The 21,496-nt window shown below is 71.0% G+C and carries 21 protein-coding genes; 7 read left to right on the forward strand and 14 right to left on the reverse strand.

Annotation, left to right across the window (positions count from 1 at the left end):
* Positions 1 to 129 precede the first annotated feature (129 nt).
* The 4 genes from ACPPVT_RS18190 to ACPPVT_RS18205 are packed head-to-tail and all read right to left on the reverse strand — an operon-like array spanning position 130 to position 5,551.
* Positions 130 to 2,322 carry an alpha-galactosidase gene (locus tag ACPPVT_RS18190; RefSeq protein ID WP_426562723.1) on the reverse strand — a complete coding sequence of 731 codons (2,193 nt, stop codon included), beginning with the start codon at positions 2,320 to 2,322 and terminating at the stop codon, positions 130 to 132.
* Positions 2,319 to 3,245 carry a carbohydrate ABC transporter permease gene (locus ACPPVT_RS18195; RefSeq protein WP_426562725.1) on the reverse strand — a complete coding sequence of 309 codons (927 nt, stop codon included), beginning with the start codon at positions 3,243 to 3,245 and terminating at the stop codon, positions 2,319 to 2,321. The genes ACPPVT_RS18190 and ACPPVT_RS18195 overlap by 4 nt, the downstream gene beginning before the upstream one ends.
* Complete coding sequence (locus ACPPVT_RS18200) at positions 3,242 to 4,180, reverse strand: carbohydrate ABC transporter permease (protein ID WP_426562727.1); 939 nt, start codon at positions 4,178 to 4,180, stop codon at positions 3,242 to 3,244. The genes ACPPVT_RS18195 and ACPPVT_RS18200 overlap by 4 nt, the downstream gene beginning before the upstream one ends.
* 18 nt (positions 4,181 to 4,198) lie before the next feature.
* Positions 4,199 to 5,551: an ABC transporter substrate-binding protein gene (locus tag ACPPVT_RS18205; protein WP_426562729.1), complete on the reverse strand. Its 1,353-nt coding sequence runs from the start codon at positions 5,549 to 5,551 to the stop codon at positions 4,199 to 4,201.
* A gap of 213 nt (positions 5,552 to 5,764) precedes the next feature.
* On the opposite strand from ACPPVT_RS18205, the gene ACPPVT_RS18210 reads away from it, so the two are divergent.
* The 4 genes from ACPPVT_RS18210 to galK are packed head-to-tail and all read left to right on the forward strand — an operon-like array spanning position 5,765 to position 10,888.
* Positions 5,765 to 7,756 (forward strand): beta-galactosidase, encoded by a 1,992-nt coding sequence (locus tag ACPPVT_RS18210; protein WP_426562731.1) that lies wholly within the window; start codon positions 5,765 to 5,767, stop codon positions 7,754 to 7,756.
* On the forward strand, positions 7,756 to 8,535 hold the full coding sequence (locus tag ACPPVT_RS18215) for a DeoR/GlpR family DNA-binding transcription regulator (RefSeq protein WP_426562733.1): 780 nt from the start codon (positions 7,756 to 7,758) through the stop codon (positions 8,533 to 8,535). Before ACPPVT_RS18210 ends, ACPPVT_RS18215 begins: the two co-directional genes overlap by 1 nt.
* Complete coding sequence (gene galT, locus ACPPVT_RS18220) at positions 8,532 to 9,677, forward strand: galactose-1-phosphate uridylyltransferase (RefSeq protein ID WP_426562735.1); 1,146 nt, start codon at positions 8,532 to 8,534, stop codon at positions 9,675 to 9,677. The genes ACPPVT_RS18215 and galT overlap by 4 nt, the downstream gene beginning before the upstream one ends.
* On the forward strand, positions 9,674 to 10,888 hold the full coding sequence (gene galK / locus ACPPVT_RS18225) for a galactokinase (RefSeq protein ID WP_426562737.1): 1,215 nt from the start codon (positions 9,674 to 9,676) through the stop codon (positions 10,886 to 10,888). The genes galT and galK overlap by 4 nt, the downstream gene beginning before the upstream one ends.
* A 215-nt stretch (positions 10,889 to 11,103) precedes the next feature.
* Here galK and ACPPVT_RS18230 read toward each other — a convergent pair whose 3' ends face one another.
* From ACPPVT_RS18230 to ACPPVT_RS18250, 5 genes are all read right to left on the reverse strand, one after another.
* Positions 11,104 to 11,466, reverse strand: coding sequence for a DUF1304 domain-containing protein (locus ACPPVT_RS18230; RefSeq protein ID WP_426562739.1), 363 nt, complete (start codon positions 11,464 to 11,466; stop codon positions 11,104 to 11,106).
* 9 nt (positions 11,467 to 11,475) lie between these two features.
* Positions 11,476 to 12,675: an MFS transporter gene (locus ACPPVT_RS18235; protein ID WP_426562741.1), complete on the reverse strand. Its 1,200-nt coding sequence runs from the start codon at positions 12,673 to 12,675 to the stop codon at positions 11,476 to 11,478.
* Positions 12,676 to 12,780: 105 nt separating this feature from the next.
* The gene (locus tag ACPPVT_RS18240; RefSeq protein ID WP_426562743.1) at positions 12,781 to 13,035 is read right to left on the reverse strand and encodes an SHOCT domain-containing protein; all 255 of its coding nucleotides are present in this window, start codon (positions 13,033 to 13,035) and stop codon (positions 12,781 to 12,783) included.
* Between the two features lie 141 nt (positions 13,036 to 13,176).
* Positions 13,177 to 13,845, reverse strand: coding sequence for a response regulator (locus ACPPVT_RS18245; RefSeq protein ID WP_426562744.1), 669 nt, complete (start codon positions 13,843 to 13,845; stop codon positions 13,177 to 13,179).
* Complete coding sequence (locus ACPPVT_RS18250; protein ID WP_426562746.1) at positions 13,842 to 15,047, reverse strand: sensor histidine kinase; 1,206 nt, start codon at positions 15,045 to 15,047, stop codon at positions 13,842 to 13,844. The genes ACPPVT_RS18245 and ACPPVT_RS18250 overlap by 4 nt, the downstream gene beginning before the upstream one ends.
* An 85-nt stretch (positions 15,048 to 15,132) precedes the next feature.
* Here ACPPVT_RS18250 and ACPPVT_RS18255 point away from each other — a divergent pair, with 85 nt between their 5' ends.
* Both ACPPVT_RS18255 and ACPPVT_RS18260 read left to right on the forward strand, forming a co-directional pair.
* Positions 15,133 to 15,459: a YbjQ family protein gene (locus ACPPVT_RS18255; protein WP_426562748.1), complete on the forward strand. Its 327-nt coding sequence runs from the start codon at positions 15,133 to 15,135 to the stop codon at positions 15,457 to 15,459.
* A 105-nt stretch (positions 15,460 to 15,564) separates the two neighbouring features.
* A complete protein-coding gene (locus ACPPVT_RS18260; RefSeq protein ID WP_426562750.1) occupies positions 15,565 to 16,617 on the forward strand; it encodes a hypothetical protein in 1,053 nt (350 codons plus the stop codon).
* An 82-nt stretch (positions 16,618 to 16,699) separates the two neighbouring features.
* On the opposite strand, the gene ACPPVT_RS18265 is transcribed toward ACPPVT_RS18260, so the two are convergent.
* Entirely contained in the window at positions 16,700 to 17,284 is a 585-nt protein-coding gene (locus ACPPVT_RS18265) for a hypothetical protein (RefSeq protein WP_426562752.1), read from the reverse strand.
* 124 nt (positions 17,285 to 17,408) lie between these two features.
* Between ACPPVT_RS18265 and ACPPVT_RS18270 the strand changes: the two genes are divergently transcribed.
* The gene (locus ACPPVT_RS18270; protein WP_426562754.1) at positions 17,409 to 18,605 is read left to right on the forward strand and encodes a serine hydrolase domain-containing protein; all 1,197 of its coding nucleotides are present in this window, start codon (positions 17,409 to 17,411) and stop codon (positions 18,603 to 18,605) included.
* A gap of 8 nt (positions 18,606 to 18,613) precedes the next feature.
* Here the strand turns inward: ACPPVT_RS18270 and ACPPVT_RS18275 are convergent, their stop codons facing one another.
* The 4 genes from ACPPVT_RS18275 to ACPPVT_RS18290 form a co-directional block, all read right to left on the reverse strand.
* On the reverse strand, positions 18,614 to 19,324 hold the full coding sequence (locus tag ACPPVT_RS18275) for a hypothetical protein (protein WP_426562756.1): 711 nt from the start codon (positions 19,322 to 19,324) through the stop codon (positions 18,614 to 18,616).
* Between the two features lie 107 nt (positions 19,325 to 19,431).
* A complete protein-coding gene (locus ACPPVT_RS18280; protein WP_426562758.1) occupies positions 19,432 to 20,079 on the reverse strand; it encodes a DUF4203 domain-containing protein in 648 nt (215 codons plus the stop codon).
* A gap of 63 nt (positions 20,080 to 20,142) precedes the next feature.
* A complete protein-coding gene (locus ACPPVT_RS18285) occupies positions 20,143 to 20,952 on the reverse strand; it encodes an exodeoxyribonuclease III (protein ID WP_426562760.1) in 810 nt (269 codons plus the stop codon).
* Between the two features lie 50 nt (positions 20,953 to 21,002).
* Entirely contained in the window at positions 21,003 to 21,458 is a 456-nt protein-coding gene (locus ACPPVT_RS18290; protein WP_426562762.1) for a CAP domain-containing protein, read from the reverse strand.
* Positions 21,459 to 21,496 lie beyond the last annotated feature (38 nt).

Raw genomic sequence — 21,496 nt, forward strand, 5'->3', positions numbered from 1 at the left:
CTCCCGGGCAGCGCTACCCCGCATCCCGGGCGACAAGGAGCAGCCCGGTCAGCCCGTTGGCGTACTCCTGTGACTCTGCGTGCGCCTCGTCTCACGACATAAGCGCGGATTGCCCGTTTCGCCAAGAGGTCAGGCGACCCGATCGAGCGCGACGAGGTGCAGCACCAGCGCCGCACCTGGGGCGAGCACGGGCATGGTCAGTCCCACCTCGCCGAGCACCGCGCCGGACAGCCGCAGACCCGCACCCGACGTCATCCAGCCTGGCGCGGCCACCTGCACCACGGCCGGCTCGCCGACGTCCCGTCGGACCCGGACGTCGTACTGCCGCAACGGGTCCAGCCCGGGCAGGCGGACCCGTCCAGGATGGGCGGACGGCGCGGTGCTGAGCCGCACGTAGGCGAGAACTGCCGCAGCTCCGTCGTGCGCCACCACACCGTGCAGCAGCGCATCCTCGCCCGGCAGGTCGCCGCGAACCACCCTGCCGCCGTGCAGCAGGCCGCGCAGCTCGCGGTACGCCGCGATCCAGCCGGAGACCTGCGCCAGCTCCGGCGGCGACAGCGTGGTCAGGTCCCACTCCAGGCCGGCATGCCCGAACAGCGCTGTCGCGCAACGCATCTGCAGGTCTACGTGACGGTGGGTGGTGTGGGCGACCGGCGGCCCGACGTGCGCGCCGACCAGCTCGGGGGCCAGCACCTGCGTCGTCCAGCGCTGAATCTGCTGGCGCTCCAGCGCGTCGTTGCAGTCGGAGGCCCAGACCCGGTCCGTGTGCGCGAGGATGCCCAGGTCCACCCGGGCCCCGCCGGAGGAGCAGGACTCGACCTCCAGGCGCGGGTGGCGCGTCCGCAGCGCGTCCAGCAGCGCGTACAGCCGAAGCGTCTGCGCGTGCACCACCGGGCCGTGGCCTGGCTGCGCGCCACCGGCCGACCCCGCGGCGTGCAGGTCGCGGTTGTGGTCCCACTTGAGGTAGTCGATCCGGTACTCGCCGACCAGGTCGTCCAGCCGCTCGAGCAGGTACGCCCAGGCCAGCGGGTTCGTCAGGTCGAGCACCTGCTGGTTGCGCCAGCTCGGCGGCACCTGCCCGCCGTTCGGGCTGAGCACCCAGTCCGGGTGCGCCCGGACCAGGTCGGAGTCGAGGTTGACCATCTCCGGCTCCACCCACAGGCCGACCTGCATGCCGAGGCCGCGCACGTGGTCCACCAGGGGATGCAGTCCCTGTGGCCAGACGTCGGAGTCGACGTACCAGTCCCCCAGCCCGGCGGTGTCATCGCGCCGCCCGCGGAACCAGCCGTCGTCCAGCACGAAGCGCTCGACGCCGATCGAGGCCGCCACGTCCGCCAGCGCGGTGAGCCGAGCGAGGTCGTGGTCGAAGTAGACCGCCTCCCAGGTGTTCAGCACGACCGGGCGAGGTGAGCGCGGGTGGCCGGGCCGGGCCCGCTGCCAGGCGTGCCAGCGGGCGGCGACGCCGTCCAGGCCGTCCGCCGACCAGGCGAACAGCGCGGTCGGCGACCGGTAGGACTCGCCGGGCTCGAGCCGGACCTCGCCGGCGCGCAGCAGCTCCGCCGCGACCAGGGTCGAGGCGTGCGGGCCGGCACCCTCCGGCAGCCGCTCGACGAGGTACTCACTGTCCCCGCTCCAGGCCAGGTGGACGGCCCACACCTCGCCCCGCCCGAACCCGAAGCCCTCGCTGCCGGCGGCCATCAACAGCGGTCCCTCGTGCCCGGTCCGTCCTCGGCGCGACGCGCGGGACCAGGTACCGAACCGGATGTCCTGACGCTGCGGGCTGCCCTCCCGGCACCACCGGCCGGTGGTGTCCAGCAGCTCGGCGGCCTCGGCCGGCAGCGGCAGCACCGGGCGGACGGCGGCGACGTCGTACCTACCGTCGCCGGTGTTCGTGACCGCGGCGTCGGCGGCCAGCACACCGTCCGGGGTCAGGGTGAGGGTGACCTGGACGTCGATCCCGCAGCTGGGGTCGCCGGCCCAGGCGGTGACCGTCCCGCCCTGACCGGGAGCGGCGACGTCGACCTGCACCGGACGGGACAACCGCAGCACCGGATGGGCCTGCCGGCCGTCCCGGTGGCCGGCGACGCCCGGCGTCCCGGACCAGCCGTCGGACTCGACGGGCAGCACGGTGAAGGTCATCGGCTCGTCGAGGGCGCTGCGCGGCACAGCGGACGTCAGCGCCGCTAGCAGGCCGGCAGCAGCGGTTCCTTCGAGGGGGCCCAGATCCGCACCCCAGTGCAGGACGCGAGGCAGTGCTGGGCCGTCGACGTCCAGCAGGACGCACGTGCCGGCCGCGCGCAGCAGCACCAGCTGGATCGTCATCCCTTGTTGGCGCCGAGCGTCAGGCCCGAGACGAACTGCTTCTGCAGGATGACGAACACCACGATCGTCGGGATGGCGACCATCACCGAACCTGCTGAGAGCAGGTTGTAGTCGGTGAAGAACTGGCCACGCAGGTTCTGCAGCGACGAAGTGATCGGGAACTTGTCACCTTGGCTCATGAAGGCGATCGCCCAGAAGAAGTCGTTGTAGATCCAGGTGACCAGCAGCGTCGCCAGCGCGGCCAGCGGGGGGCGGCACAGCGGCATGATGACCTGCCAGAACTGGCGCAGGACGCCGGCGCCGTCCACCAGGGCGGCCTCGGTCAGCTCACCGGGCAACGTCTTCATGTAGTTGCTCAGCACGAACGTGCAGAAGCCGGTCTGGAACGCGATGTGGGTGATGATCACCGACCAGTAGCTGTTGTAGAGCGTCCCGGAGTCGCTGAGCCAGAAGGGCACCTGCACGTCGTTGTAAAGCCGGAAGAGCGGCACCAGCATCGCCTGCTGCGGCAGCAGGTTTCCGGCGGTGAACACGATCAACAGCGGCAGGTTGAACCAGAAGCTGAATCGGGACAGTACGAAGGCCGCGCACGACGCCAGCAGCAGCGTCATCACCAGGGCGGGCACGGTGATGATCACCGAGTTCAGGAAGTGTCGGCCGAAGTCGCCCTGCTGCCAGGCATGCACGTAGTTGTCCAGCGTGTAGCCGCCCAGCGAGACGTAGCCGTGCGTCGACGTGTAGTCGTAGTCCCGGAACGAGTTCAGCAACGCCCAGGCGATGGGGAACAGCCAGAGCAGTCCCATCGCCGTCAGGAACCCGTAGATCAACAGGTGCCGAGGCTTGCGCGGTGTGGAGGGTGAGCCCGTGGACTGCTTGGGCGCGCGGGAGCCCGTGGCCCGGGTGGCTCCGGTCGCGGCGGTCATCGCTTCTCCTCCCGCATGATCGCGATCATGTAGAACACGATGAACACCACGGAGATCACTAGCATGATCGTGGCCAGCGCGGACCCGAAGGGGATCCGTTGCCCCTCGCCGACGATGTTGCTGAACACCAGGGCACCGATCAGCTCCAGCCCGTTGCGGCCCTTGTTGATCACCCAGACCAGGTCGAACGCTCGGAGCGACTCGATCACCGTGACCACCAGGACGATGATGTTGATCGGCCGCATCACCGGGAAGACCACACTGAAGAACGTGCGCGTCTGGGAGGCGCCGTCCATGGCCGCAGCCTCGCGCAGCGAGGGGTCCACCGCCTTCAGACCCGCCAGGTAGAGCAGCATGATGTAGCCGGTGTGCCGCCAGCTCGACGCGACCAGGACGGCCCACAGGTTAACGCGCGCGTCGCCGTACCAGTCGATCGCGCGGTCCCCGTGCAGTCCCAGGACGGCGTTCAGCAGCCCCTGGTCGCGGGAGTAGATGAGTTGCCAGATGAAGCCCACCAACGCCAGCGACAGCACGACGGGCAGGAAGAACGCACTCTGGTAGAGGCGGGTGAACCGCAGCTCACGGTCCAGCAGCACGGCGATGAACATGCCCAGGATCGTCGGGATGGCGAACGTCACGAACAGCCAGATCAGGTTGTGCTGCAATGCCGGCCAGAACGGCGGGTAGTTGGTCGCGACCTGTCGGAAGTTGTCCAGCCCGACGAACTTCGCGTCGCCCAACGGCTCGAAGCCGTCCCAGTTGGTCGCGGACAGTGCCACGGTTCCCAGGGCCGGCAGCCACACCAGCCCGACGACCACCAGTGCGGGAACCCCCAGCAGCACGGTCAGCCAGATCCGGTCCGAGCGGGTCAGTCGAGTTGACCGCTTCCGGGGCTTGCGTACACGAGGGGGTTTTGCCGCGCTGGTGGTCGTCATGGGTCCGATGATCCTCGGTCAGCCGTCGGTAGCGAAGATGGACTGCTTCTGCTTCTCGATGCTGTTCACCAGACCGTCGATGTCCTTCGGGTTCTTGATGAAGGTCTGGATCGCCGGGATCATCACGTTGCTGGCGAAGTCCGGACGGGTGTCGCGATCGAGGAACTGCGAGATGTTCTTCGCGTTGCCCACGAACTCCACGGCCTTCTTCTGTAGGGCCGAGTACGCGCTGGTGTCGGCGCCGCTGTTGACCGCGATGACCGTCGGGTCGGCGGCGACCGAGACGCCCTCCGCCTCGGGTGTGCCAAGGTATTTCAGGAACGCCTTCGCACCGGCCTCGTTCTTGGGGCGCTTGGACATCATGAAGCCGTCGATCGGTGCCTCGATGGCGTCCGCGCCGATGGCCGGGTCGATCTCCGGGAACGGGAAGAAGTCCAGGTCGTCCTGTTCGGCACCCTTGGGGAACTGCTGCCCGACGAACATGCCCAGCACGTACATGCCGGACTTCTTCTGCTGCAGCGACTGCGCTGCCTCCTGCCAGGTGCGACCGAGCGAGGCGTCCTGGTGGTAGGGCAGCAGGCCCGCCCAGGTGTCGAACACCTTCTTGACCTCGGGGCCGTTCCAGGGCTTCTTGCCGGCCATCAGGTCGACGTGGAACTGGAAGCCGTTGATCCGCATGTTCAGCTGGTCGAAGGTGCCCATCGCGGGCCAGCCGTCCTTGTCGCCGAACGCGATCGGGGACAGGCCGTCCTTCTGCATCTGCTTGGACAGCGCGGTGAGGTCGTCGAGGGTCTTCGGGATCTGGTAGCCCTTGTCCGCAAACACGCTCTTGCGGTAGAAGATCGCCCACGGGTAGTTGGTGAACGGCACGAAGTACTGCTTGCCGTCGTCGCCGGTGGACGCGGTCTTGAGGGCGTCCGAGAAGCCCTTCATCTCCGGCCAGATGTCGCTGATGTCGCCAGCCAGCCCCTTGGCCGCGAAGAAGCGCATCCGGAAGCCGGAGAACCAGGTGAACACGTCGTCCGGGCTGCCCTGCAGGTAGCTGGTGATCTGCTCCTGGAAGGTGTTGTGGTCGACGGTGTTGGTCTTGACGGTCAGCTTCGGGTTTGCCGTGTGGAACTGGTCCGTGACCTTGGCGTAAGCAGCCTTCGGAACCGCGTCGGACTGGTTCGAACCGAAGGTCACGGTGCCGGTGGCGGACTTGGTGTCCGTGGCAGAGTCGCCGCTGTCGCCGCCACAGGCGGCCAGCGATCCGGCGGCCGCGACGCCGAGCGCGCCGCGGAAGAGGGCCCTGCGACCGAACTGCGTGCCGGCCACCGACGGCGGCAGGAGCGACGCGAGGTACTCGGCTTGGGACTGGGGGCGGGACATCGCGTCTCCTTTGACGAAACTTCAGCCGACACGGTCAATCATGATCAGACAAATTCGATCACGTTGATGGCGCTTACCATCGTCACCAACCCGTCTGTTGTCAAGAGTTCGCCCAAAGTTGGCGCGGCGGCGTGTCTCTCGTGGCCGCTGTGTTCGACTCGGGCCTGTTGGTTATTGTTGACTTATCGAGCTGTTCGGTCCAAGGTCTCTCACATGCGGAGCTGGCCGACGAGGTCCCTGGCCCTGGGGGGCGACTACAACCCCGAGCAGTGGCCCGAGCACGTGTGGGCGCAGGACGGGCAGCTGATGCGCGAGGCCGGCGTCACCTTCGCCACCGTCGGCGTGTTCTCCTGGTCGCTGCTCGAGCCCGAGCCTGGCCGGTTCGACACCGGCTGGCTGGACCGGGTGCTGGATCTGCTGCAGGGCAACGACATCGCCGTCGACCTGGCGACCGCCACCGCGTCCCCACCACCGTGGATGTATCACCAGGACGGCGACCTGCTGCCTGAGCGGGCCGACGGCACGAGGCTGTGGCCCGGCGGTCGCCAGCACTACTGCCCGAGCAACCCGACCTACCGCGAGCGCGCCGTCCAGCTGGTCGAGCACCTGGCGACCCGGTACCACGACCACCCTGCGGTGGCCATGTGGCACGTAGGCAACGAGTACGCCTGCCACAACACCCCCTGCTTCTGCGATCGGTGCGGTGTGCGGTTCCGGGCCTGGCTGGAGCGCCGGTACGGCGACGTCGCCGCGATGAACGAGGCCTGGGGCACAGCTTTCTGGAGCCAGCGCTACACCTCGTTCGACCAGGTGCTGCCGCCGCGCACCGCGCCTACCGCGGTCAACCCCACCCAGGCACTGGACTTCCGCCGGTTCAGCTCGGACAACGTGCTCGAGCTGTTCGTCGCCGAGCGTGACGTGCTGCACCGACTCTCCCCCGGCGTCCCGGTCACCACGAACTTCATGACCCTCAACCACTTCCGGCACCTGGACTACTTCACCTGGGGGCCCGCGCAGGACGTCGTGAGCACCGACCACTACCTGGTCGCCGCCGAACCCGACCAGGAGGCCGAGCTCGCGTTCAGCGGCGACCTGACCCGCGGCATCGCCGGCGGCGAGCCGTGGATGCTGATGGAGCACTCCACCAGCGCGGTGAACTGGCAGCCGGTCAACCAGGCCAAGGCGCCGGGGCAGCTGCTGCGCAACAGCCTCGCGCACGTCGCGCACGGCGCGGACACCCTCGGCTTCTTCCAGTGGCGGGCCGCCAAGGCGGGCGCCGAGAAGTTCCACTCGGCCTTCGTCCCGCACGCCGGCACCGACACCCGGCTGTGGCGCGAGGTAGTCCAGCTCGGCCAGGTCTGCGAGCGGCTGGCCGAGGTCGTCGGCAGCACCGTCCAGGCCGAGGTCGCGCTGCTGTGGGACTACGCCGCGGGCTGGGCCTGCGACCAGGACTCGCACCCCAGCTCGCTGCTCCGCTACGGCGACGACGCGCACGCCATCCACCGCCAGCTGCTGCTCGGCGGCATCGCGGTCGACGTCGTGCACCCCGGCGCGGACCTGTCCGGGTACAAGCTGGTGGTAGTGCCGACGCTGTACTCGTGTGACGACGCGGTGGCGAGCTCGCTGCGCGCGACCGCGGAGCGCGGGGCCAGCGTGCTCGTCACGTTCTTCTCCGGCATCGTCGACCCCAACCTGCACGTCCGCCTGGGCGGCTACCCCGGAGCGTTCCGCGACCTGCTCGGCGTGTGCACCGAGGAGTTCGCCCCGCTGCTGCCTGACCAGGAGGTGCGGCTGGACGGGGGCGGCACGGCCACGGTCTGGACCGAGCACCTGCACCTGCGCGGCGCGCAGGCGGTGGCCTCCTACCTGGACGGCCCGCTGCCCGGCGTCCCCGCGGTGACCCGCAACGAGGTCGGGGCGGGCGCCGCCTGGTACCTGGCCACCCGGCTGGACGGCGACGGGCTGGAGGCGCTGGTCGGCCAGCTCGTCGCCGAGGCCGGGGTCAGCCCGGCCGCCGCCGCCCCGCCGGGCGTGGAGCTCGTCCGTCGCGCCACGACCGATCGCTCGTACCTCTTCGCGATCAACCACACCGGTGGCCCGGTCGCGGTGCAGGTCAGCGGCCACGACCTGGTCGCCGACACCGCCGTGGACGGCGAGCTCACCCTCGCACCCGGCGCCGTGGCCGTTGTCCGAGAGCAGCGCTGATGCTGGCTCGCCAGCGCCAGGAGCGCATCCTCACCGAGGTCCGCCGGCACGGCGGGGCGCGGGTCTCCGATCTGGTCGACCTGCTGGGCGTGTCCGACATGACGGTGCGCCGCGACATCGAGACGTTGGCCCGGGCGGACCTCGTGCTGCGGGTGCACGGCGGCGCGACCGCGATCGACTCGCGCAGCAGCGACGAGCCCGGGTTCGCCGCCAAGTCGGTGCTGGCGCTGGCCGAGAAGTCGGCCATCGCCGCGTCGGTGGCCGCCCTGATCAGCCCCGGCGCCTCGATCGCGCTGTCCGCCGGGACCACCACCTATGCGGTGGCCCAGCAGCTGGTGGACGTCGAGGACCTGACCGTGGTGACCAACTCGCCGCCGGTTGCCGACCTGCTGCACGAGCGCCCGGCACCCGGCCGCACGGTGGTGCTGACCGGCGGAACCCGGACGCCGTCCAACGCGCTGGTGGGCCCGGTGGCGGTGCGCGCACTGGCGGAGCTGCACGTGGACACCCTGGTGCTCGGCGTGCACGGCTTCGACGAGCGAGCCGGGGTGACCACGCCGAACCTCGTGGAGGCGGAGACGAACCAGGCGCTGGTGGCCAGTGCCCGGCGGGTTATCGTGGCGGCCGATCACTCCAAGTGGAACGTCGTGGGCCTGGCCGCCATCGCACCGCTGGAACGGGTCGACATCCTGGTCACCGACTCCGGGCTGCCGCGCAAGGTCCGGCGCACCCTGGCGGGTCTGGTCGGCGAGCTGATCGTGGCGGAGACCCTGCCATGAGCGATACGGCGGCCGTGCGGCGCACCCGTGCCCACCTGCACGACGGCCGGGAGATCGTCTACTACGACGACAGCCCGCCGTACGTCGACGGCACCGCGACTCGCAACCTGCACGACTCGCGTCCGCCGCTCTCGCCCGAGCGTGCCGGTCAGATGCGCTTCGACCCGCTCAGCGGGTCCTGGGTCACCATCGCGGCGCACCGGATGGACCGCGCGTTCATGCCTTCGGCCGACGAGTGCCCGCTGTGCCCGACCGGCCGCGGCACGGTCCCCTCCGAGATCCCGGCCGACGACTACGACGTCGTGGTCTTCGAGAACAAGTCGCCGAGCTTCTCGACGCGGGTGGACGGCGTGCCCGGCAACGTCACCTTGGTGGACGACGAGCCGCTGTGGCCGAGCCTGCCCGCAGTGGGCCGCTGCGAGGTGCTCTGCTTCACCAGCGACCACGACTCCACGTTCGCGGACCTCACTGTCGCCCGCGCCCGCACCGTGGTGGAGGCCTGGGTGGACCGCACCCGCGAGCTCGCCGCCGTCGAGGGTGTGCAGCAGGTGTTCTGCTTCGAGAACCGCGGCGCCGAGATCGGGGTCACGCTGACCCATCCGCACGGCCAGATCTACGGCTACCCGTGGGTGACGCCGCGCACCCGGCGCATCCTGACCCTCGCGGAGGAGCACCGCGAGCGCACCGGCGGCAACCTGCTACGCGACGTCCTGGAGGCAGAGCTGCGCAGCGGGCAGCGGGTCGTGGTCTCCGGCCGCTACTGGGCCGCGTACGTGCCGGCCGCCGCGCGATGGCCGGTCGAGGTGCACCTGGCGCCGCTGCGCGACGTCCCCGACCTGCCCGCACTGGACGGCGCCGAGCGCGACGAGCTCGCCGAGATCTACCTGGACCTGCTGCGCCGGCTGGACCGGTTCCACCCGTCCCCGGACGGCGGTTCGGTGCGGCTGCCGTACATCGCCGGCTGGCACCAGGCGCCGGTCAGCACCGGCCGGGACCTGGCCCGGCTGCACCTGCAGATCACCTCGGTGCTGCGGGCCCCCGGCAAGCTGAAGTACCTTGCGGGCTCGGAGACCGGGATGGGGGCGTGGGTGAACGACGCCACCCCGGAGCAGATCGCGGCGAGGTTGCGGGAGGTCGGGTGACGGGCGCGCCGTACTGGTACCCGGTGCCGGACGTCGACGCTCGAGCCGCGCAGGTGGCGGACTCGTTCGAGCAGGTCCACAGCGCGCCGGCAGCGGGCGTCTGGGCCGCCCCCGGCCGGGTCAACCTGATCGGCGAGCACACTGACTACAACGGCGGCCTCTGCCTGCCGATCGCGTTGCCGCACAGCACTTTCGTGGCGGCATCGAGCAACTCGAGCAACGAGCTGGTGGCCCACTCGGTGCAGCGTCCTGACGAGCCGCTGCGCATCGCGTTGAACGACATCGGGCCGGGCCGGCCAGCTGGTTGGGGCGGCTACGTCGCCGGCGCGGTGGCGATGCTGCGCGCGGCCTCGGACGGGCCGCGGGTCGCCGGGCTGACCGCGGTGGTCGACAGCGACGTCCCGGTGGGCGCGGGGTTGTCGTCCTCGGCCGCGCTGTCCTGCTCGATGGTGCTGGCCGCGGCCGAGCTGGCCGGCCTGAACTGGGCGGACGACGACGCCGGGCGGGCCCGGCTGGTGCAGGTCAGCGTGCGCGGCGAGAACGAGATCGCCCAGGTACCCTCCGGTGGCCTGGACCAGGCGGCGGCGCTGCAGTGCGAGCCCGGGCACGCCCTGCTGCTGGACTGCGCCGACCACTCGCTGGCCCAGGTGCCGTTCGACGTCCGCGTGCACGGGTTGGCGCTGCTGGTCATCGACACCCGGGCCGAGCACACCCATTCGGGCAACGAGTACGCGGCTCGTCGAGCGGCCTGCGAGGAGGCGGCCCGCGAGCTGCGGGTGACGTTCCTGCGCGAGGTGGCGGACGACCCGCTGGAGCAGACGCTCGCGGCGCTCGACGAACGCGAGCTGCGCCCGCTGGTCCGGCACGTGGTCAGCGAGATCGCTCGGGTGCAGCAGGTCTGCGAGCTGCTCGACGCCGGTCGGCTGCCCGAGATCGGCCCGCTGATGGACGCCTCGCACGTGTCCTTGCGCGACGACTACCGGGTGTCGGCACCGCAGCTCGACGTCGCGGTCGAGGTGGCCCGCACCACCGGCGCGCTCGGCGCCCGGATGACCGGCGGCGGGTTCGGCGGCTCGGCCATCGCGTTGCTGCCCCTCGACGCGGTCGACGCCGTGTCGGAGGCGGTGCACGAGGCGTTCGCGCGCCGGCACTGGACGTCGCCCGCCTTCCTGCTCGCCGAGCCCTCGCCGTCCGGACGCCGCATCCGCTGACGCTCCCTCCCCCACTCCCCCACTCCCCTGCCCCTCCCCCCTCCCCCACTCCCCCACTTGTGATGGGTTGTGGGTGTCTCACGTGCCCCTGAGACACCCACAACCCATCCCAGGTGGTGAGGGCGAGGGGGTGGCGAGGGCGAGGGGGTGGCGAGGGCGAGGGGGTGGTGAGGGCGAGGGGGTGGCGAGGGCGAGGGGGTGGGGAGGGGGTGGGGTCAGCGGGCGAGGAGTACCGCGGCCAGCGCGAGCACTGCGGGCACCGTCTGCACCAGCAGGATCCGCCGGCTGACGGTCAGCGCGCCGTAGAGGCCGGCGATGGCGACGCAGACCAGGAAGAACGTCTGCACCTGCCACTGGATCGGGTCGGCGGCGAGCAGGCCCCAGACCAGCCCGGCCACCAGGAAGCCGTTGTAGAGGCCTTGGTTGCCGGCGAGCGCCTTGGTCTGCTCGGCGAACTCCTTGGTGGTGCCGAACGCCGCTCGCCCACGCGGCGTCGTCCAGAGCACCATCTCGAGCAGCACGACGTAGACGTGGATCAGCGCGACGACCGCGACGAGCACCTGCGCGACTGCGTGCACGCGGCGAGCCTAGTGCGTCAAGGACTCCCGCCCGGGGTGCGACGCGAGCCGCTTGCCGAGCCGGGTCAGGAACGGGACGGCGAGCAGCGTGACCACCGCCAGCAGCAGGAACGACAGCGTCGACTCGTCGACCGTGAAGCTCACCACGCCGGCGACGATGAGCCCGCCGAGGTTGCCGATCGCCCAGACCAGCCCGGAGGCCACCCCCTCGAGGTCGCCGGCGTGGCTCTCGATCAGCTCGAGCACCACCGCGAGCATCGGCAGCAGCAGGAAGCCGGCCAGCGCGAGCGCGACCAGGGCGACGACGAAGCCGGGGGCAATGGCCATCGCGACGCAGCCCGCCGCGGTCACTGCGACGCCGACCAGGCCGATCTGTGCCTCCATGCGGTGCTTGGCCGCCCAGACCGGCAGGGTCGCGGTGCCGACGACGCCCGCCACGATGTTGACGATCAGGATGATGCCGACCTGGTCCACGCCGACCCCGGCCGGCTTGAGCAACGCCTCGGTCCAGGTGGTCAGCGCGATGAACGTGCCGAACGGGATGAACGCCACGCAGCACAGCACCCGGACGAGCGGGTCGCCCCAGGCCTGCCGGACGTCGCGCAGGCTCGACGCCACGTCACCGACCGGCTGCCCGCCGGCGAACGGCGCGGGCGCGCGCAGCGCCACCAGCAGCACGACCGCGGCGAGCACGGCGTACCCGGCCTGGGCCACCAGCAGCGCGGGCATCTGCGAGGTCGTGGAGAACACGGTGCCGAGCGCGAACGCGGCGATGAAACCGGCCCACGTGCTGGCCGTCGCCAACGCGATGCCCTTGGCCCGGTCGGCGGGCGCCAGGTAGCCCCGGGTGAGGCCGGCGATCCCGGTGAGCATGATCGGCTGCCCGAGGGCGGCCACCAGCCCACCGATGAGCAGCCAGGTGTAGTCGTCGCCGACGAGCCGCAGCGCGGCGCCGACCGCGGTGAGCACCCCACCCAGGGCGAGCGCCGGCCGTAGCCAACGGTCCAGCAGCAGCCCGGCCGGGATGGCCAGCAGCACGAAGGCGAGCACGAAGACATTGGCCAGCCACCCGATCGCGGACACCGAGACGCCGTACCGCTCGGCGGCGACGCTGGTCACCGGTGCGAAGGTCAGCCAGACCATCTGGGTCGACGCGCCCACCAGGGAGAACGCCGCGATCACGGACCAGCGGCTACGGCTCTGGGTCATCCACGTCCTCAGCTCTGCTGTCACGACCTGCAAGCCAGGTCGGCGTGACCATAGTGGCTGACCGCGCGGCGCAGGACGCACTCCGCCGCGCGGCCCCCGACCGGATCAGCGCTGCGAGCGCAGCACCTCGAGCCGGGCGCGGTACTCCTCCTCGGTGACCTCACCCCGGGCGTAGCGCTCGGCCAGCACGGCCTCGGCCGAGCCCGCGGGCGACCAGCCCGGTCCCCAGCCACGCCGGCGCCAGGCCCACGGCCGGACGACGAACAGGACCAGGATCCAGAAGCTGAAGAAGAAGATGGGGATCAGCGGGAACCAGAAGAACCCGGGGTGCCCCGTGGTGCAGATCGTGTCAGCCAACATCGGGGCCGACCTCCCTCGTGTCGTGCGACGGTCTCGTCGCGCCGGTCAGCTCTGACCGGTGACACCAGGCTCCGCGAGGCACGGCTGCTACGTCGTCCGTCGGGCGGGGGCACCTTGCGTGCGCCCGCGGGAGTACGCCGCTCAGCCGAGCCAGCCGGGGCGGACCAGCCCGGACTCGTAGGCGAGCACGACGAGCTGGGCGCGGTCCCGGACGCCGAGCTTGACCATCGCCCGGCTGACGTGGGTCTTGGCGGTCGCCGGGCTGACCACCAGCCGGTCGGCGATCTCGGCGTTGCTCAGCCCCTCGCCGACCAGCGTGACGATCTCGCGCTCCCGTTCGGTCAGCCGGGCGATGTCCGGACGCTCGTGCGGCAGCGGCTTCGCACCGACGGCGACGTGCTCGATCAGCCGCCGGGTCACGGACGGCGAGAGCTGGGCGTCGCCGGCCGCCACCGCCCGCACGGCCTTGACCAGGTCGGCCGGCTCGGTGTCCTTGACCAGGAAGCCGCTGGCACCGACCCGCAGCGCCTCGAACACGTACTCGTCGAGCTCGAAGGTGGTCAGCACCAGGATGCGGGTGCTCGCGGTCTGCGGGTCGGCCACGATCTGGCGGGTCGCCTCCAGACCGTCCACGTCAGGCATCCGGATGTCCATCAGCACGACGTGCGGGTGCAGGGCACGCACCAGCTCGACCGCGGCCGCGCCGTCGCCTGCCTCGCCGACCACCCGGACCCCGTCCTCGGCCTCGAGGAGCGCACGGAACCCGGCGCGCACGAGCGCCTGGTCGTCAGCCACCACGACGTCGATCACCGGGACTCCTCATCGGTTCCGGGACGCTGCGCTGCCGGCTCGAGCGGGAACCGGACGGCGACCCGGAACCCACGTGCGGGCAGCGGCCCGACGTCCACCGTGCCACCGAGGGCGCGAGCGCGCTCGCGCATCCCGAGCAGCCCGCGACCCTCCTCGAAGACCGCGCCGGACGCGCCGTCGTCCACGACCTCGACCTCCAGGTGGTCCGGCTCGCGCCGCACGGTGACGCTCGCCGCCGTGGCCCGGGCGTGCCGGACGACGTTCGTCAGCGCCTCCTGGACCACTCGATAGGCGGCGGCATCGACGTTCGCCGGCAGGTCGAAGGCACTCTCGCGCAACGACTTCGGCTGACTCGTCACCCGGAGGCCGCCGACCCGGGCCTGCTCGAGGAGCTCGTCGGCGCGGCCCAGCGTCGGTGCCGGGGCACGGGGCACGTCCTCGTCCGCCCGCAGCACCGCCAGCACGGCCCGGACCTCGTCCAGCGCGTCCTTGCTGGCGTCCCGGATCGCGGTCAGGGCCGGCCTGGCCTGCTCCGGGTGCTCGTCCAGGAGGTGCAGCGCGACGCCGGCCTGCACGGCGATCAGGGACAGCGAGTGCCCGATGGTGTCGTGCAGGTCGCGGGCAAGGACCAGCCGTTCCTCCCCCACCGCCGCCTCGCGCTCGGCCGCCCGGGCGCGACGGGCGGTGGCGAACTGCTCCGCGCGACGACGGGGCAGCTCGCCGAGCAGCAGCAGCACGACGACCCAGGCGGCGTAGGCGACCGAGGTGCCCAGCCCGACCGGGTAGCCGGTCAGCCGCCCGAGCAGCACCGTTGCCGCGAAGCCGGCGGCGCCGACCACCCACGCACCCAGCCGCGAGCCGCCTGCGACCGCGAGGACGAGGCTCAGCCCCGCGCTCGCCACCACCGGGCCTCGCGGGTAGCCGGCGCCGAGGTAGACGGCCGCCGCACCGACCGCGACGGCGCAGGTCAGCACGCGCCGGCGGGACAGCACGAGCAGGGCGAGCGGTCCGAGCACGAGCAGGAGGTAGCCGAACGCGTCCAGCGGCCGCGCGTCGGGCTGGTGCCGGCTGGCGGCGGTCGAGCCGCCGAGCTGGACGAACAGCAGCACGACCGCCACCACCGACAGGACCATCCGGCCCGGACGCCGACCCGCAGCCCACGGCGGGCCCCACTGCCCCGCCCACGGCGGCTCGTCACGCATCTCGCGAAACTAGCGCGGCCGACGTCCGATCGGCATCAGCCGCGAGTCGGCCAGTGCCGTACGCCCGGCGTCGTACAGTGCGCGCATGCTGATCTCCACGATGAACGACCTGCCCGGCTACGAGGTGACCGAGGTGATCGGTGAGGTGTTCGGCCTCACCGTCCGCTCGCGACACATCGGTTCCCAGATCGGCGCCGGCCTGAAGTCGCTGGTCGGCGGCGAGCTCGCTGGTCAGACCAAGATGCTCATCGAGAGCCGCCAGCAGGCGCAGGAGCGACTGGTCGCAGAGGCCACGGCGCGCGGTGCGGACGCCATCTTGGCCATGCGCTTCGACGCCTCCGAGATCGGCGGCGGCTGGCAGGAGATCTGCGCCTACGGGACCGCGGTGAAGACCCGTCCGCTGACCAGATAGTTCTCAGATCAAGGACCGCCGTGCCGTATTTTCTTGGCGGCCCTCCCACTCTCTGTCACTACGAACCGCGGCAGGGGGCCGCGGTACGCATTGGGAGGACCAGGCATGCGCATCTCCAAGAAAACGACGCTCGTAGCGTGTATCACCGCGGCTGCAGCCGCGGCAGCGCTGGGGGCGAGCGCCGTGCAGGCACAGGCGGCGTCGACCACGAAGGACACGACCGGCGCGAGCCACCTGAAGCAGGCGCTGCCTGACTCGGCTTCGCCGGACCACAAGGCCGCGGCCGCGTTGCGGGTGGTCTCGACTCCCGCCTCGAAGCAGGCGGTCTCGACGGTTCAGGCGCGGGTCGCCGCGTACGTGACCAAGCACGGTACGAAGTACACGTTCGGCACGTACGCCGATCCGGCAACCGGCGCCGTGGTGATGGACACCGACGCCCCGGCCAGCGTGGTCGCCTCGCTGACCAACCTGAAGACGAGCAAGACCACAGCTGGCGTCAAGGTGAAGGTCAACAAGCAGAAGACGACGGACACGTTCAGCCGTCGTGACGACACGCCGGCCTTCTACGGCGGCGGCGGGCTGTCGGCCCAGGGCTTCCTCTGCTCGACCGGCTACGCCGTGCAGAGCTCCACGGGTGCCCGGTGGATGGTCACCGCGGGTCACTGCTTCTCCAACGGCGCGTCCGTCAACACCGAGTCCGGTGCGAACAATGAAGGCGTCGTGACCGCCCGCACCCTGGCCTCGCTGGGTGGCGGCCCGATCGACGTCGAGTTCCTGGCCGGCAGGTCCTACGCCGGTCGCATCTTCACCGGCGGCGTGAACAGCTCCTCGAGCATCCCGGTGGTGGGTTCCGGCTCCGCGGTCGTCGGCTTCAACAACTACTGCCACAGCGGTCGGACGACCGGTGAGCAGTGTGGCCACACTGCGACCAGCATTACCGCGCAGGTCTGCACCGCGACCGGTTGCAAGTCCCCGGTCATCGCCTACACCGGCGGCACCATCCAGGCTGGTGGCGACTCCGGTGGCACGTTCTACGCCAAGACCGCTACCCAGGCGTGGATCCGCGGTCACGTGATCGCGGGCAACTCGGTCACCGGCTACATCGAGCCGTACACCGAGATCACCAAGCGCTGGGCAGTGACCGCCTCGCTCGGCTGATCGATCCAGGCACCACCGCGAACGCCCAGGGGCCTGCGCCCCTGGGCGTTCCGCATGCAGGCGTTCCGCGTGCAGCAGCTGGTCAGCTCAGCTCGACCGGCCAGGGGCCACCGAGCACGTCTCGGCTGGTCCCGTCCTCGTCGTTGAGGACGACGCGCACGTAGATCTCGTAGCTGCCGGCGGGCAACGAGGTGGCGTCGCTGCCGCAGGGCGTGAGCGTGGCCAGCGCGGGCAGCTTCTCGACCTCGCTCGCGGAGAGCAGCAGCCGCTTGCCCGCGAGGTCCTGCGGCGCCGGCATGGTCACCACCACGCCGTCGCGGGTCAGGAACGTGTCGGCCTGCGGAGCGATGACCGCGTGCACCCCCGCGGAGCCGGCGGTCAGCTCGACCGCGCCGACCAGCTGGCCCTGGTCGGCGCGCGCGGTGCTGGGGAACCGACCGGTGAGCATCCGGTCGCCCGGCACCCGGGTCTCGAAGCGCTGACCACACACCGGAACGGTCGTCTCGCTCGGGGAGCTTGGCGCGGGCGGGTCCATGGCGCTCTCCTCGGGGCTCGGCGTCGTCCCTGCTGAGCCTGCCGTGACCGCGGTCTGCGCGCACCCGCTGAGCAGCAGCAGCGTCAGTACGGCGACGGACGTCGCTTTCCGGTTGTGTCGATCCTGTGCCATGCGATCCCCCCTGGGTTCGATGTCGACTCCTTCTTGGACGCGGCGCCACGCCCTCCCGTTCCCGATGAGTTCGTGGCGCACGGGCAGTCTTGACTGCGAACCCACGCTCGACAAGGTAGGAGCCATGGCGAACCTGCATGACACTCTTCAAGCGCACGTCGGCGGCGCTGCGGCGCCCGGCGCGGTGGCGTTGGTGGCCCGCGGCGACGAGGTCGAGGTGCAGGCGGTCGGCACGTCGGACGTCGAGGGCACCCGGCCGATGTCGCGCGACAGCATCTTCCGGATCGCCTCGATCACCAAGCCGATCGTTGCGGCCGCGGTGATGATGCTCGTGGACGACGGGCTGATGGCCCTGGACGACCCGATCGAGCGGTGGCTGCCCGAGCTCGCTTCCTTGAGCGTCGTGCGCGCCCCGTCCAGTCCTGTCGACGACGTGGTCCCAGCGGTGCGCTCGATCACCGTTTCCGACCTGCTGACCTTCCGGGCGGGATGGGGTTTCCCGTCGGACTTCTCGTTTCCTGCGGTCGCGTTGCTGTTCAACGACCTGCTGCAGGGCCTGCCGGAGCCTGCGCGGGTCGCCGCGCCGGACGAGTGGATAGCTGCGCTGGCGAGGATCCCACTGCTGCACCAGCCGGGCGATGCCTGGCTGTACAACACCTGCTCCGACATCCAGGGCGTGCTGCTGGCCCGGGCCACCGGCCGCTCGCTGGACGAGCTGCTCGGCGAGCGGGTGTTCGAGCCGCTCGGCATGGTCGACACCGCGTTCGAGGTGCCGCCCGGCAAGCGCAACCGGTTCACCAGCTTCTACCGCGCCGGCACCGAGGGTGCTCTGGAGCTGGTCGATGCGCCGGAGGGCCAGTGGGGCGCCTTGCCGCGGTTCCCCTCGGGTGCCGGTGGTCTGGTGTCCACGGTGGACGACTGGCTCGCCTTCGCTCGCCTGCTGCTGTCGGACGGGCAGGTCGGAGACCGGCGGCTGCTGTCCAAGGAGTCGGTGCGGCTGATGACGACCGACCACCTGACCCCGGCACAGCGCGATGCCGCGGCCTCGTTCCTGGAGGGTCAGGGCTGGGGCTACGGCGGCTCGGTGGACGTCGCGCCCGGCGACCCGTGGAACGTGCCCGGACGCTACGGCTGGGTCGGTGGCACCGGAACCTCGGCGTACATCACGCCGTCCACCGGCGCCGTGAGCATCCTGATGACCCAGCTCGAGCTCGCCGGCCCGACGCCGCCCGGCGTCATGCGCGCCTTCTGGACGCACGCCGCGGCGGCGGAAGCGCAGCCGTCGTCGTCGACGACCGGATCACCGGCCGCTCGGTCCTGACGCTCGGTTCACTTCTTGCCCTGCACCCCGCGGACCAGGGTGTACACCAGTCCCGCCGCCGCGATCGCCGCGACCGTCCAGAGCGCAATGAGCAGCCGGTCGTGCGGGTCGGCCTCCACCAGCGGTGCGACGCCGGCCACGAGGACGGCGACCGACACGAGAAAGGCGAAGAAGAGACCACGGGTCTCGCTGAGCAGCTGGCGCTGCTGATGCTCGAGTTGTTGCTGCTGGAGCGACGCGATCCGCTCGAGCATGTCGAGGGTGTCGGAGCTCTGTTCGACCTCCTCCAGCAGGGTCCCCGGCGAGATGGACTCGTCGTGCACCTCCTCGGTGACCGTCGAGACATCGGGCTCGTTCTCGGGTTCGGGCAACGCGTCGAGCGCCAGCTCGGGAAGGTACTCCCGGGCGCGCCCGGCCTGCTCGGCGAGCCGCCGTTGCGTGCGCTGGTACGAGCGACGCATCGCCGGATCGAGGTTGCCGGGACCACCCCGGCGCGCCCGCTGCAGGGACTCGTTGACCACGTTGGTCGTCCCGCGCACCACCCCAGCCAGAGCCTCGTCGAACTGCTGCTGCTCCTGCCGGTCCAGTACCCCGTTGTCCGGCTGGGAGAGCCGGCGCAGCGTGCGGAAGTCCAGCTGTCGCAGCGTCTCGGCGGTGAACTCAGCAGGCAGGTCCTCCCGGCTGAGCGGCCGGCGAGCGGAGGGTTCGGGTCGGGGCACGCAGCCATCTTGCCGGGCATCGGTCACCGACGAGCTGCCTGCGGCCCCATTTCCTCACCGGAGGGCGTGGGGAACCCGTCCCGGGTGGCCTCGCAGGGACGCGTACCTCAAGACGAGGAGGGGCTTTCGGCGTACCAGGTCTCGCGAACGGCGCGGCGCATGACGGCCCGCTGCCGGGCCTGGTTGAGGATTCCGGCGAGCGCCAGCACCAGCAGCAGCAAGGACCAGGCCCAGCCGTTGTCGATGGTGTCGGTGAAGTCACCCCTGCTGAAGTCGGCGGAGTTCAGCGAGCCCACGAGCAGCATCAGGCCACCGACCACGCCGACGGCGCCGGCGAAGGAGCTGAAGACGACGAGGACGATCATCGGCACGTTGGCGACGATCGACACGATGCCGAGGACCAATCCGACGACCGCCCCCACCAGCACGGCCACCCAGTTCCAGTCGATACCGAGCGCGACGACCACCCCGGAGCCGATCGCGAAGCCGAACGCCCCCATCGCGAGGACGATGGCGATGTAGTAGAAGAGATAGGCGAGGAGCGCGAAGACCAACGCGAAGACCAGGCCCAGCACCCAGCCGAGGACGGTCCCGAGGAAGCGCTCGTCAGCCAGCTCGGCGACGAGCCCGGCGCCGAAGGCGAACCCGGCGAAGAAACCCCAGATGGGGATCACGAGCCGCAGCACGAACTGGCCCGCGAGGAGCATGGCGCCACCGGCAACGATCGCAAGGAGGCCCAGGATGATGTCTGCCATGCATGCAATGTAGGGCCGACGAGCCTCCTGACCCGGGCGACACGATGGGGACCGCTTGCTGGATCACGGCACGTCGTAGTCGACGACGACCGCGGCGTGGTCGCTCCACCGCTCGGCGTAGGTCGCTGCGCGCCCCGCCTCGGCCTTGACCGCGCGGCTAGCGAGCTCGGTGGTAGCGAGCTGGTAGTCGATCCGCCAGCCGGCATCGTTGTCGAAGGCCTGCCCCCGCCAGGACCACCAGGTGTACGGCCCCGGACCTTCGCCGGCCAGCGCCCGGTGCACGTCCACGTAGCCACCGCGGGACGACGTCCACCGGTCCAGCTGGGCGCGCTCGGACGGCAGACAGCCGGCCTTGCCCCGGTTGCCCTTCCAGTTCTTCAGGTCGGCGTCGGTGTGCGCGACGTTCAGGTCGCCGGTCACCACGACGTGAGAACCGGTGCGCCGCAACGCACTCATCCGGCGTCCGACCGCGGCAAGGAAGCGCTCCTTGGTGGCCTGTCGTTCGGTGCCCGCGTGGCCGGTGTGCACATAGGTGGACGCCACAGTGAGCGGGCCGGCCGCGGTGGCTAGGTCGACCTCGACCCAGCGTCCGGTGCCGACGAACTCGCGGCGACCCACCCCGTACCGGACGGCAAGGGCCGGCTCACGGGTCAGCACCGCGACCCCGGCGTGGCCGGGCCGGGTCGACTCGTCGTGCGCAACCTGCCAGTCCGCGAAGGCAGAGCCGGTGAGCGCCTCGTGCAGCAGCGCCTCGCCGGCCCGCACCTCCTGCAGGCAGACGACGTCGGGCTGCTGGGCCGCGATCCAGTCCAGGCCACCGCGTCGCGCGGCGGCCCGGACCCCGTTGACGTTGGCAGACAGCACGCGCAGCACGCGCCCATCCTGCCTGGTGCGTCAGTCAGTCCCGCGCTCGGGACCTGCGGTCACTGCCGGATGAAGTCGGTCACAGTGGTGCACGAGGATGAGCACTGGGTGCCGACGCCGATGCGGTTGAACCTCGGGTCGAGGATGTTGCGCCGGTGCTCCGGCGAGTGCATCCACAGCTGTACCAGCCGCTTGGCCGAGTAGCCGCGGGCGCGGGCGATGTTCTCGCCGGCCCGGGAGGCGTCGCAACGTCGCAGCATCGGGTACAGCGACTGGTGCCTCATGCTCTTGGTGCGCAGCCTCGTCGCCAGCGACTCGGCGAAGTGGTCCGGACACCCGGTGTAGTGCAGCGCCCTGAGACCGCGCAGGTGCCGCTGCACGTTGATCTCGTGGACCACCTGACGCTCGTAGGAGGTGTGCGAGCTCGAGCTGGCCTGCGCGGGAGCAGCGGTGAGCACGGTCGCCGCGAGGGCGGTGACGGCCAGAACGAGCACCGTCGACGCGCGCGATATCACCCTAGGTAGATGAGACATGAGCCCAGAGTAGGGGGACT

Origin of the sequence: Angustibacter sp. McL0619, assembly GCF_049994355.1 — a bacterium.
Lineage (GTDB): Bacteria > Actinomycetota > Actinomycetes > Actinomycetales > Angustibacteraceae > Angustibacter.